Source organism: Halomonas sp. NPDC076908, from assembly GCF_050269715.1.
Classification (GTDB): Bacteria; Pseudomonadota; Gammaproteobacteria; order Pseudomonadales; family Halomonadaceae; genus Vreelandella.
In genome coordinates, this window is the sequence record NZ_JBNNIW010000021.1 from 62688 (window position 1) to 73749 (window position 11062).

Annotated in this window: 13 protein-coding genes; 9 read left to right on the forward strand and 4 right to left on the reverse strand. The window is 52.6% G+C overall.

Annotation, left to right across the window (positions count from 1 at the left end; genetic code table 11):
* The first annotated feature begins 10 nt into the window (after positions 1 to 10).
* Together ACQKE4_RS13210 and ACQKE4_RS13215 are read left to right on the forward strand one after the other, a co-directional pair.
* Positions 11 to 1033: a zinc-binding alcohol dehydrogenase family protein gene (locus ACQKE4_RS13210; RefSeq protein WP_427388840.1), complete on the forward strand. Its 1023-nt coding sequence runs from the start codon at positions 11 to 13 to the stop codon at positions 1031 to 1033.
* A gap of 117 nt (positions 1034 to 1150) precedes the next feature.
* A complete protein-coding gene (locus ACQKE4_RS13215; RefSeq protein ID WP_290836113.1) occupies positions 1151 to 1879 on the forward strand; it encodes an SIMPL domain-containing protein in 729 nt (242 codons plus the stop codon).
* Between the two features lie 26 nt (positions 1880 to 1905).
* Here ACQKE4_RS13215 and greB read toward each other — a convergent pair whose 3' ends face one another.
* Positions 1906 to 2457 (reverse strand): transcription elongation factor GreB, encoded by a 552-nt coding sequence (gene greB, locus ACQKE4_RS13220; protein WP_290836112.1) that lies wholly within the window; start codon positions 2455 to 2457, stop codon positions 1906 to 1908.
* A gap of 160 nt (positions 2458 to 2617) precedes the next feature.
* On the opposite strand from greB, the gene ACQKE4_RS13225 reads away from it, so the two are divergent.
* The 6 genes from ACQKE4_RS13225 (at position 2618) to cysN (ending at position 7862) form a co-directional block, all read left to right on the forward strand.
* Entirely contained in the window at positions 2618 to 3277 is a 660-nt protein-coding gene (locus ACQKE4_RS13225) for a hypothetical protein (RefSeq protein ID WP_427388841.1), read from the forward strand.
* Between the two features lie 72 nt (positions 3278 to 3349).
* The gene (locus ACQKE4_RS13230; protein ID WP_290836110.1) at positions 3350 to 4054 is read left to right on the forward strand and encodes an NUDIX domain-containing protein; all 705 of its coding nucleotides are present in this window, start codon (positions 3350 to 3352) and stop codon (positions 4052 to 4054) included.
* Positions 4055 to 4056: 2 nt separating this feature from the next.
* Positions 4057 to 4503, forward strand: coding sequence for a DUF1249 domain-containing protein (locus tag ACQKE4_RS13235; RefSeq protein ID WP_290836109.1), 447 nt, complete (start codon positions 4057 to 4059; stop codon positions 4501 to 4503).
* The gene (locus tag ACQKE4_RS13240) at positions 4503 to 5252 is read left to right on the forward strand and encodes a phosphodiesterase (protein ID WP_427388843.1); all 750 of its coding nucleotides are present in this window, start codon (positions 4503 to 4505) and stop codon (positions 5250 to 5252) included. Before ACQKE4_RS13235 ends, ACQKE4_RS13240 begins: the two co-directional genes overlap by 1 nt.
* 172 nt (positions 5253 to 5424) lie before the next feature.
* Positions 5425 to 6420, forward strand: a complete 996-nt coding sequence (gene cysD, locus ACQKE4_RS13245; protein ID WP_427388845.1) for a sulfate adenylyltransferase subunit CysD — start codon at positions 5425 to 5427, stop codon at positions 6418 to 6420.
* On the forward strand, positions 6420 to 7862 hold the full coding sequence (gene cysN / locus ACQKE4_RS13250; RefSeq protein ID WP_427388846.1) for a sulfate adenylyltransferase subunit CysN: 1443 nt from the start codon (positions 6420 to 6422) through the stop codon (positions 7860 to 7862). Before cysD ends, cysN begins: the two co-directional genes overlap by 1 nt.
* A gap of 109 nt (positions 7863 to 7971) precedes the next feature.
* Here cysN and ACQKE4_RS13255 read toward each other — a convergent pair whose 3' ends face one another.
* From ACQKE4_RS13255 to ACQKE4_RS13265, 3 genes are read right to left on the reverse strand one after another with little or no spacing between them, the layout of a single operon-like run.
* Positions 7972 to 8781: a substrate-binding domain-containing protein gene (locus tag ACQKE4_RS13255; protein ID WP_427388847.1), complete on the reverse strand. Its 810-nt coding sequence runs from the start codon at positions 8779 to 8781 to the stop codon at positions 7972 to 7974.
* Between the two features lie 52 nt (positions 8782 to 8833).
* Positions 8834 to 9565: an ATP-binding cassette domain-containing protein gene (locus ACQKE4_RS13260; RefSeq protein ID WP_290836105.1), complete on the reverse strand. Its 732-nt coding sequence runs from the start codon at positions 9563 to 9565 to the stop codon at positions 8834 to 8836.
* Positions 9562 to 10215 carry an ABC transporter permease gene (locus tag ACQKE4_RS13265; RefSeq protein WP_427388848.1) on the reverse strand — a complete coding sequence of 218 codons (654 nt, stop codon included), beginning with the start codon at positions 10213 to 10215 and terminating at the stop codon, positions 9562 to 9564. Before ACQKE4_RS13265 ends, ACQKE4_RS13260 begins: the two co-directional genes overlap by 4 nt.
* Positions 10216 to 10408: 193 nt before the next feature.
* Here ACQKE4_RS13265 and ACQKE4_RS13270 point away from each other — a divergent pair, with 193 nt between their 5' ends.
* Complete coding sequence (locus tag ACQKE4_RS13270; protein ID WP_427388849.1) at positions 10409 to 11014, forward strand: substrate-binding domain-containing protein; 606 nt, start codon at positions 10409 to 10411, stop codon at positions 11012 to 11014.
* The last annotated feature ends 48 nt before the right edge of the window (positions 11015 to 11062 follow it).

Below are 11062 nucleotides of genomic sequence, written 5' to 3' on the forward strand. Positions count from 1 at the left end.
GAGCGCACACATGCAGGTGCTTGTCTGTACCAAACCGCATCATTTGGAGCTTGCTCACGCTGATAAGCCTGAGTGTTCGCCTGGGCATGCCGTGGTGCGAATTCGCCGTATCGGCATCTGTGGTACGGATATCCATGCTTATGGCGGCAACCAGCCCTATTTTGAATACCCGCGCGTGCTGGGGCACGAGCTAGCTGGTGAGGTAGTCGAGGTCGCTGATGATCAAGCCCAACATTTATTGGGCAGGCAGGTTTACGTTATTCCTTATCTGCATTGCGGTGCTTGCCGCGCCTGTCAGCAGCATAAAACCAACTGCTGCCAGAACATGCAGGTAATAGGCGTTCATCAAGATGGGGGTATGGCGGAGTATTTGTCTGTTCCGACTACCCATTTGGTGGTATCGGAAACACTGAGTATCGATCAACTAGCGCTAGTGGAGTGCATGGCGATTGGCGCTCATGCGGTAAGACGTAGCGCGCTACAAGCGGATGAGCTTGCCGTGATCGTTGGCGCGGGCCCAATTGGTATGGGCGTGCTGCAGGTGGCTAAAAGCCGAGGTGCACGCACCCTGATGGTCGATACCAATGCTTCCCGATTGGATTTTTGCCGCGATGTACTCGGCGCTGATGCGGTGGCGAACCCTCAGGACGCCGATATGGCTGAGCTAATCAGCCAATTAAATGGCAGCGCACTAGCAGACGTGGTGTTCGATGCCACTGGAAGCCCGCGTGCCATGCAGGCGGGGTTCGATCTGGCAGGCCATGGCGGGCGCTATGTGCTGATAAGTGTGGTTAAAGCCGATATTACCTTTAGCGACCCTGATTTCCACAAGAAAGAGCTGACTCTCATGGGGAGCCGTAATGCCACCCATGAAGACTTCAATACCGTGGTGGCCCTGATGGAGAGCGGTGACATTAACGCCGAAGCCATGATTACTCACCGGGCACCACTTGCTGAGGTTCCCACCCAAATGCCCCAGTGGTGTGACCCAGCCAACCAAGTTATAAAGGCGATGATCTCGATTGAGGTTTAATATTTGGTCGCCATTTCCTCAAACTTGCCACAATCAGCCACCGATAAAGTCACCTTTAAGGTCTATGATGCAAAACAGTAGCCGTTAATTTAACGGTTGTGAGTGGGAGTGGCTGCAATGGCAGGAAGTATTCGTAATACAGCGGTATTGGGAAGCGCCGTTTTACTAGGCGGTTTGCTAGCGCTAGGGCTGGTCTGGAGCGGTAGCTATATCAAGGGAGCCGCTGAGGTATGGCAGCAGTCATCGCGTAGCGTAACGGTGCGTGGCTTGGCCGAGCGTGAGGTGGCGGCAGATCTAGTGCTGTGGCCGTTTAATTACAGCGTCAGTGCCAATAGCCTGAGTGACCTGGAGCAGCAGCTTTCTGAAGACGAGCAGTCGATCCGCGATTTCCTTCAATCCCAGGGCTTTGCGCCAGAACATATCAACTCGACACCACCGCGGATTACCGATCAGTTCAGCAACCTATACGGTAATCAACGCCCCGATGAGCGCTACCGTGCTGAAGCAACATTACTGCTTCGCACGCCCGATGTGGAGGGCGTGATTGCAGCGATCCCAAGCGCGACATCATTGGTGCGTGAAGGCGTATTGCTATCCCCTAGCTATGAATACCGCACGGAATTTTTGTTTACCGGTCTTGATGCGATCAAACCCGAAATGATCGCGGCGGCCACGGCTGATGCGCGTAATGCCGCTCAGCAGTTTGCTGAAGATTCCGGTAGCCAAGTGGGCCAAATTCGTCAGGCGACACAGGGCTACTTTTCCATCGAAGACTTGGATAGCTATACACCACAAACCAAGCGCGTACGTGTCGTTACGACGGTGGACTATGCCTTGCAAGATTAGCCGCTAAAGAATCACGCCCTGCAAGGTTACTTGCTTGAAGAGGAAGGTTTGCCCGTATAGTCAATTTCGGTGATGGTATAAAACATATCACCGTTGGGCGTTAGCACTTTCGCATCGTCACCCACTTGCTTGCCAAGCAGCGCTTTGGCCATGGGGGCATCGATACTGATCCAGCGCTTTTTGGTGTCGATTTCGTCGTGGCCAACAATCCGAAGATATACCTGCACGCCGTTTTCGTCTTCCAGGCTGACGTAGGCGCCGAAGAATACCTTGCTAGTGTCGGCGGGTAGGCGATCGACAATCTGTAGCTCGTCCAGGCGTTTCGTCAGGTAGGTAATCCGAGCGATCACTCGGTTTAGCTCTTTCTTGTTGTAGGTGTAATCTGCGTTTTCACTGCGGTCGCCCTGGGCCGCCGCTTCACCTACCTTCTCTGAAATAGCCGGGCGCTTTACTCGCGAAAGGTGGTCCAGAATAGCGCGCAAGCGGGCCGCCCCCTCTGCAGTAATCAAATTGCTTTTAGGGGCTTGACGCGGATCTTTTGCTGGATCGCGCCAGCGGGTCATGTTGCGGCCTTTCATTACCGTTTCCCTATTATGTCTGGAACTAACCAGCTTACGTTAATTGAGCGAAGCATACCAAGGAACATGCTACTGGCGAATCAATCAAACGTTCGTTACATTATGTGGGAGGCCCGCCATTCGTAGGTCTTAGCAGGACAACAATAATTCAGGAGCATCCATGCAAACTCTCGCTTTTTCACGTCAATCTTTATCACATCTAATAATCACCGCAGCCATTGGCGGCACGCTGATGCTATCACCTATCACGGCGATTGCTTTTGAAGGTGAGCTATTCTCACTGAAGAACCGCTGGGAACACACTGTCACGGCACTGCCAGCCAATCAGCGCGAAAGTACCCTTAAATCACTAGCCGATGAAGCGAGGCAGCTCGCAGGTCAGTACAGTGATGAAGCGGAGGTGCTAGTCTGGCAGGGGATTATTTTGGCCTCTTATGCGCGTGAGCGTGGTGGTTTAGGCGCCTTAGGAACCGCTGGAGATGCCCGCGACGCGTTAGAAAAAGCGATTGAGATCGATCCTGAGGGGCTGAATGGTTCGGCTTATGTGACGCTAGGAGCGCTCTATGATCGCGCCCCAGGACGCCCACTCGGTTTTGGTAATAGCAACACCGCCGAGCGCATGTTTAAGCGTGCCTTAGAGATCCGCCCCGACGGCATTGATGTTAACTACTACTATGCCGCTTTTCTGAAAGAAGAAGGCAATGCGCAGGCTGCCCGTGAGCATGCTCAACGTGCGGTTAACGGTACCGCTCGGGAGAACCGTCAAGCCTCCGATGAGGCGCTGCGTCGCGACGCCGAGGCGCTGCTTAATCAGCTGTAATCTAACTGCTGAATTGGCATTCCCGGTGGCAAGCACTGATAATAGAGCGATTATCACCACCGGGAGTGCCTTATGGCGTCCACCCCCAAGAACGCTTCTGAACGAAAGGTGCCCTTTCGTAGCACGACGCTTGGTGTTCCTAAGCTAACACGTGACGATGTTGAGCTGCTTAAGCGAGAAACGCTGCATCAAGGGTTTTTCCGATTGGAAGCCCTAGAGCTTCGCCATCGTCTGTTTGCAGGTGGTTGGAGCAAACCAATGCGCCGCGAAGTGCATGATCGTTTTGATGCGGTAGGGGTCATGCTTTACGACCCTGCACGCGACTCCCTAGTGCTTATTGAGCAGTTTCGTGCAGGTGCGGTTGATGATCCTGTCTCTCCCTGGAAACTTGAATTTGTCGCTGGATTAGTGGAAGAGGGCGAGTCAGCGGAAGAGGTGGCTCGCCGTGAAGCGTGGGAAGAGGCCGGTTGTAAAGTGGGCCAACTGACCAAACTTCATACATATTATCCAAGCCCAGGTGCCTGCAACGAGCAAGTAACCCTTTTTTGTGGTTTGGTAGATACCCATGGCTTAGGCGGTATTCATGGCTTAGATGAAGAGCATGAAGACATTCTCGTGCGTGTCTTGCCGTTTGCTAATGCCTGGGAACTCTTAGAGCAAGGACGACTCGACAACGCCATGAGTTTGATTGGTCTACATTGGCTGAATAGCCAGCGAGCTTCATTACGCGCCGCCGCTTGGCGTGCGCAGACGCAAAGCGAAACAGACAAGGAGTGAACATGGCGAGAATGGCCTATGTCACCGATTTAAAATCGCTCCAAGGGGAGTGCAGCGCCAACTATTTACGTTTGGTGCGGCTGGTGGGCGATATGGAGGCCGGCCAGCGCCGTGATATTGCCCTGAAAGGCAATAAGCAGCATTTTGGTGATTTGCATCTCTATATCTACGAGCAGGCGCCTTACACCACCATGGTAGATGTCTCTCAGAGTGGCCCACTGGATAGTGTGATGGAGGGGCCGCGTATGCGTGTGCATCTTTATCATGATGTGCGCATGGCGGAAGTGACCGACTTCCAGCGCGAACGCCACTTCAATGGCCGCTACCGATATCCTAATGCCCGGATGCACCAGCCGGATGAGAAACTTCAGCTTAATCGCTTCTTAGGTGAGTGGTTGGCGCATGGCCTTGCTTATGGTCACGCTGTTGATGTGCCGGAGATGCCTTAATGCGGCTCATTCAGATTACCGACGCCCATCTCTACGCGGATATCGAGGCGCGCTCCCGCGCTGGCGTACCCTGGCGGCAGTTTCAACAGGTGCTAAGCGCTGTTAAAGCCGAACAACCCGATATGGTGGTCTTTACTGGGGATATCAGTCAAGACGAATCCGCCGCTTCATATTCCTTAGCGGTACAAGCCATGGCGTCGTTATCTTGCCCATGGTATTGGCTGCCAGGGAATCACGATCAGCTTGCGTTGATGACAGCCGAGCGCGTTTTCGTAGATGAAGTGGATCTTGATGCCTGGCGTTTACTGCTGCTCAACACCCGAGTGGAGGGTCAACCTTACGGCGAGCTAGGCAGCGAGCAGCTGGCTAACTTGGCCGCTCAATTAGAAAAAGATGATCGTCCTATCCTAATTGCCATGCATCATCCGCCTGTAGACGTTGGTGCAGTGTGGATGGATGCCATTGGCCTTCAAGATCGCGATGCTTTTTGGCGGCTGTTAAGTGGCTACCCTCAGGTCAAGATCATTCTCTTTGGTCATGCGCATCAAGCTTACGCCGAGCGACGTGCCGTGGGGGATGCAATGGTGAATATTTATGGCTGTCCTGCTATGGCCGATCAGTTTCTGCCAAATGCAGAGGAGTTCGCTGTTGATGAGGCCTCCCGTCCTGGTTATCGCATTGTAGATTTAGAATGGAGTGAGCTACTTGGCAGCGAGTGGCAGACATGGATAGAGCGCATTGCTGTTTAGCTTTTTTGTCGCTATCAATAGTTCGTTAGGCGATAAAGGAATAAAAAGATAGTTATTAATTCTTTTGGGTTATTATCGACTCGGCGTTACCCTATCTTCATTCGAACGTACATTTTTAGAACGTACACTGCTTTTCTTGTGTGACGAGCTTGTTCTTGTGAGGTAAGGGGCCATGACCCAATTGTCCGCTGTTTCTTCAGAGACGCTTTCATCAGCGTCAACTTCTTCGCCGTCGAAGCGGGAATCCAGTATTGCTGCTCCCGACGCTGCGCGCCTGACCCACCTCAAGCAATTAGAAGCTGAGTCTATTCACATTATTCGTGAAGTCGCAGCCGAGTTCGCCAACCCGGTAATGATGTACTCCATTGGTAAAGACTCCTCCGTCATGCTGCATCTGGCGCGCAAAGCCTTTTATCCCGGTACGCCGCCATTTCCGCTGATGCATGTGGACACCACGTGGAAGTTCCGCGAGATGATCGAGTTTCGTAACCGCATGGCGTCGGAAGCAGGCATGGAGTTGATCGTGCATACCAACGAAGAGGGGCGGGCAGCTAATATTAACCCCTTCGATCACGGCAGCGCCAAGTACACCGATGTCATGAAAACCCAAGCGCTCAAGCAAGCGCTGGATAAGTATGGATTTGATGCGGCCTTTGGCGGCGCCCGTCGCGATGAAGAAGCTTCCCGAGCCAAAGAGCGCGTCTACTCTTTTCGCGATAAATATCACCGTTGGGACCCCAAAAATCAGCGGCCTGAGCTGTGGAACGTGTATAACGCCAAGGTTAATAAAGGCGAGTCGATCCGCGTGTTCCCGTTGTCAAATTGGACCGAATTGGATATCTGGCAATACATCTATTTAGAGTCGATTCCCATTGTGCCGCTCTACTACTCGGCCAAGCGGCCGGTGGTCGAACGAGACGGTATGCAAATTATGGTCGATGACGACCGTATGCCGTTAGCCCCTGGTGAAGTGCCTGAGCAGAAGTCGGTGCGGTTTAGAACGCTGGGTTGCTATCCGCTAACAGGCGCCGTGGAATCTGAAGCGGCAACGCTTCGGGAAATTATTCAAGAGATGCTGCTGACCCGCACCAGTGAGCGCAGTGGCCGTGCCATTGATCGCGATCAGGTTGGTTCGATGGAGAAGAAAAAGCGCGAGGGGTACTTCTGATGTCACATCAATCCAATTTAATTGCCGATAATATCGAGCAGTACCTGCACGAACACGAAAACAAGGATTTACTGCGCTTTATTACCTGCGGCAGCGTAGACGACGGTAAATCAACCCTGATTGGTCGCCTGCTCCACGACTCGAAAATGATCTTTGAAGATCAGTTGGCAGCGATTACCCAGGCTTCTAAAACCAGCGGCACTACCGGTGATACCGTTGATCTGGCGCTGTTAGTGGATGGTCTTCAGTCCGAGCGGGAGCAAGGTATTACCATCGATGTGGCGTACCGCTTTTTCTCCACCGATAAGCGCAAATTTATCATCGCCGATACGCCTGGGCATGAGCAGTACACCCGCAATATGGCCACTGGGGCTTCAACGGCTAGCCTGGCGATTATCCTAATTGACGCCCGTTACGGTGTGCAGACCCAAACCCGTCGCCACAGTTTTATTGCCGACCTGCTGGGTATTCAACACCTAGTAATTGCGGTTAATAAAATGGATTTGGTGGGCTTCTCTGAGCAACGCTACAACGAGATAGTTGAAGAGTACCGCGCCTTTGCCACTAATCTGCAAGCGCCAGATATTCGCTTTGTGCCAATGTCAGCGCTTAATGGCGACAATGTGGTGAATCGCAGTGAGCAAACCCCGTGGTATTTTACTGGGGGTTATCAAGGGCAGACACTGATCGAGTTGCTCGAGAGTGTGGAAATAAGTCGCGACCAAAACCTTAGCGACCTGCGCTTGCCGGTTCAGTATGTGAACCGCCCGAACCTCGATTTTCGCGGTTACTGCGGGACACTGGCCGCTGGCGTGTTGCGCCCGGGGCAAGCCGTTAAAGTCCTGCCATCGGGTAAAACATCACACGTCGCTAGGATTGTTACCTTTGATGGCGACCTAGCCGCCGTCTACCCTGGTCAGGCAATAACGGTCACCTTGGAAGATGAGATCGATATCTCCCGCGGTGATTGGCTGGTGGCTGCGGACTGTGAACTGCCGCTCTCCAACACCTTTAAAGCTGATATTGTCTGGATGCATGAAGAGGTATTAGCACCGGGTAAGCTTTACGATTTTAAGCTGGCGACGCGGGACCTTTCCGGCCAGGTGAGCGCGATTGATTACCAAATTGACGTCAATACCCTGGAGAAGCATGCCACTCACTCCCTGGGCCTGAACGCCATCGCCCGCTGCGACGTTGAGCTAACCGCCGCTATTCCGGTAGATGATTACCGCACTAGCCCGGGTACCGGCAGCTTTATTATTGTGGATCGACTAACTAACGTGACTGTGGGTGCCGGGATGATTCGTGGCACGGCGAGTGTACCGGGCAGCGTTGCTAGCGCTACCGACTGGGTGGCGTTTGAGCGTGACCTGAATGCGCTGGTGCGCAAGCACTTTCCCCACTGGGAAGCCAAGGATATCAGCGGGTTATTTAACCGCTAAATAATATTTTTGTAAGCAGAAGCCCACTGAAGCTGTGTATAACAACTGTGCATAATAAAACAACTGCCCGCTTTTAAAGCGGGCAGTTGTCGTTGGATAGGTTCAAATATTATTCAGCGTTAGGAAAAAACAACTGCTCACCGGCTACCTCAAAATCAGCAATGGCCTGCTGGCCCTGTTCAGAGACTAGCCATTCGTGCCACTGCGCGGCGAGCGCATGTTTTAAGTGCGGATGCTGCTCTTCTGAGAGCAATAAGCTGCCGTACTGATTGAACAGCGCTTCATCACCTTCAAACAGCAGCTTTAAATCCTGGGGATTTTCAAACGCCACCCAAGTAGCACGATCAGTAAATGAATAGGCATTCATGCCCGCAGCGGTATTTAGGGTGGGGCCCATGCCGCTACCCAGCTCGCGGTACCACCCGCCCTGCGGCGTAACACCAGCATCTTCCCATAAGCGCAGTTCAGCACGGTGGGTGCCGCTATCATCGCCCCGTGAGGCGAAGGGCGATTCGCTCTCAGCAATGCGTTGCATGGCATCGGAAACCGTTTCGCTTTCGCTGATGTCAGCAGGATCATCGCTCGGACCAACGATAACAAAGTCGTTGTACATCACATCAAGGCGCTGGGTAGCGTAGCCATCGGCCACAAACTGCTCTTCGCCAACAGTGTCGTGTACCAGCAGGCTGTCGGCATCGCCGCGCCGAGCAATTTCAAATGCTTGGCCGGTGCCCACGGCCACCACGCGTACTTCGATTCCCGACTCTTCGGTAAATGCCGGGATAATAGCGCCAAACAAGCCAGAATTTTCGGTAGAGGTGGTAGAGGCCAGTGTAATGTAGTCATCAGCCGCTATGAGTGTACTGCTCCAGCCTAGTGCTAATGTGCCTGCAGTGATAAATGCGGTGGTTTTCATCATCAAGTTGCTCCTAGATCGTTGTTGATTAGTGCTGGCGTCATCAGTTCAAGGGCTACCAAACCAGCTCACCCCGAATAAACGCGGCTGCCTCGCTAGAGGTGGGCGCGGTAAAAAAGTCGTTAGCGAGCGTATGCTCAAGCAGCTCACCGTTATGCATAAACAGCACGTCATCGGCTAAGCGGCGCGCTTGGTGTAAGTCGTGGGTGGTCATGACAATGCGTGTACCGCTGTGATGAAACTCAAGCACAGCATCTTCAACCGCTTTGATGGCGGCTGGGTCTAGTGCGGAAGTAGGCTCGTCTAAAAACAGCACTCGTGGATTGAGCAGCCAAGCCCTGGCTAGCGCTAAGCGCTGCTGTTCGCCTCCTGACAGCACTCGTGCGGGACGTTTAGCTAAATGAGTCAAACCAAACTTCTCAAGCGCACTCATTGCCTGCGCTTTTCGCGCTAATAGCTTAAGTTCTGGCCGAGGCGTTTTGATGATCGCTAGTACATAGGTGAGATTGTCCAGGGCGGAACGGCGTAATAGCACGGGGCGTTGAAATACCATGGCCTGTGCAGGTTGCTCGCCTTGCCAACGAACTTTGCCGCTAGTGGGTGTTAATAAGCCATGAGCCAACCGCATTAACAGACTTTTGCCAGCCCCGTTAGGCCCCATAATGAGCGTTCGCTGGCAGCCTGCTAAGCGCAGCGAAGTGGGTTTGAGCAGTGTTTGGTCGCGGTGAATAAAGCCTACGCTATCTAGCTCAAGGGTTGTTACAGGGGGGATATGATGTGCATTCATCCCAGCCGCCTCTTTGCCGTTTCGCCAATCATGTGGGCAATGGCATTAATCATGGTGACCAAAGCGAGCAAAATAATCCCTAAACCGAGTGCCATTGGCAGGTTGCCTTTGCTGGTTTCAAGCACAATGCTGGTCGTCATCACTCGTGTTACGCCATCGATATTGCCGCCTACAATCATTACCGCCCCTACTTCCGCGCTGGCCCGGCCAAAGCCTGCCAAAATGACGGTTAATAATGCAAAGCGTGCATCCCAGAGTAGTGTTGGGATCATACGTTGACGCGACAGGCCCAAGGAGTTCAGCTGCTCGGCATATTCGCTGTGAAGAGCTTCAATCTGCTGGCGAGTAAGGGCGGCAATAATCGGCAGCACCAAAATCACTTGAGCGATGACCATTGCGGTGGGGCTAAACAACAATCCCCATTCACCTAATGGCCCCGCACGAGAAAGTAGTAAATAGACGCATAGCCCGGCAACGACCGGCGGTAAACCCATCAGTGCATTAAGCGCAACAATGACTGCATTACGGCCGGGAAAATGCCAAAGGGCGAGAGCGGCGCCTAACGGCAGTGCTAATAGGCTGGCAATCACTACCGCCATTAGCGATACCTGAAGCGACAGCATCACAATTGAGATTAGTGCACTGTCCATGCTCAGGATCAAGGAAAGGGCGGTGCTAAAGGCATTGTCATTAATCGGCATTAAGCGGCTACATCATTATTATGTTGAGTTTGGCATGATGTACTGGAATCTAACTGATTGCACATGCAGCTGAAATGCATGCAGCTATATGCAGTAAAATCGGTTGAGCATCTCTGTATACAGTTAAACCTAGGACAACATTATGGTCACCAGCACCCATGCTTATTTAACCACTGCAGAAGTTGCTACCTACCTGCGGCTTAAAGAACGCAAAGTGTATGATTTGGTCAGCCAAGGCCAGATCCCGTGTAGCCGGGTAACCGGAAAGCTGTTGTTTCCTCTCCAGCAAATTGATTTATGGGTACTGAGTCACTTGGAAGGTGATCAAGTCCAGCGTTTATCGGTGCCTTTGGTGGTCGCGGGCAGCCAAGACCCACTGCTAGAGTGGTCAATTAGGGAAAGCGGCTCTGATTTGGCTACGCTCTGTCAAGGTAGTGGTGATGGTGTTAGACGCTTACTCGATGGCAAAGCAATGTTAGCAGGCATTCACCTGCTAGATGCCGCTACTCAGCGTTATAATGAACCCAGCGTGTTAGGGCTCAGCGGCATGCGTGATCTCCTTATAGTGCGTTGGGCCAAACGTCGCCAAGGCTTATTGGTTCGTGCTGATAATCCATTGAAAATTAATGCGCTCAAAGATTTGCAACAATCTAATGTGCGTGTAGCTCACCGCCAGCCGGATGCAGGTGCTGCAAAATTACTTGTAACTATTCAGGTGGCTGCGGATGGGATATCGCCAACCAGCTGATTTTTCTGGCATAGTGTGCCTAATCCTTCGGCATATCTATGCGGTGAT

What these genes read in the sequence shown, in the direction of transcription:
- ACQKE4_RS13215 (WP_290836113.1), top strand. Translation starts at nt 1,151, where the DNA reads ATGGCAGGAAGTATTCGTAATACAGCGGTATTGGGAAGCGCCGTTTTA.
- greB (WP_290836112.1), bottom strand. Translation starts at nt 2,457, where the DNA reads ATGAAAGGCCGCAACATGACCCGCTGGCGCGATCCAGCAAAAGATCCG.
- ACQKE4_RS13260 (WP_290836105.1), bottom strand. Translation starts at nt 9,565, where the DNA reads ATGAATGCACATCATATCCCCCCTGTAACAACCCTTGAGCTAGATAGC.
- ACQKE4_RS13210 (WP_427388840.1), top strand. Translation starts at nt 11, where the DNA reads ATGCAGGTGCTTGTCTGTACCAAACCGCATCATTTGGAGCTTGCTCAC.
- ACQKE4_RS13265 (WP_427388848.1), bottom strand. Translation starts at nt 10,215, where the DNA reads ATGGACAGTGCACTAATCTCAATTGTGATGCTGTCGCTTCAGGTATCG.
- ACQKE4_RS13240 (WP_427388843.1), top strand. Translation starts at nt 4,503, where the DNA reads ATGCGGCTCATTCAGATTACCGACGCCCATCTCTACGCGGATATCGAG.
- ACQKE4_RS13270 (WP_427388849.1), top strand. Translation starts at nt 10,409, where the DNA reads ATGGTCACCAGCACCCATGCTTATTTAACCACTGCAGAAGTTGCTACC.
- cysD (WP_427388845.1), top strand. Translation starts at nt 5,425, where the DNA reads ATGACCCAATTGTCCGCTGTTTCTTCAGAGACGCTTTCATCAGCGTCA.
- ACQKE4_RS13225 (WP_427388841.1), top strand. Translation starts at nt 2,618, where the DNA reads ATGCAAACTCTCGCTTTTTCACGTCAATCTTTATCACATCTAATAATC.
- ACQKE4_RS13235 (WP_290836109.1), top strand. Translation starts at nt 4,057, where the DNA reads ATGGCGAGAATGGCCTATGTCACCGATTTAAAATCGCTCCAAGGGGAG.
- cysN (WP_427388846.1), top strand. Translation starts at nt 6,420, where the DNA reads ATGTCACATCAATCCAATTTAATTGCCGATAATATCGAGCAGTACCTG.
- ACQKE4_RS13230 (WP_290836110.1), top strand. Translation starts at nt 3,350, where the DNA reads ATGGCGTCCACCCCCAAGAACGCTTCTGAACGAAAGGTGCCCTTTCGT.
- ACQKE4_RS13255 (WP_427388847.1), bottom strand. Translation starts at nt 8,781, where the DNA reads ATGATGAAAACCACCGCATTTATCACTGCAGGCACATTAGCACTAGGC.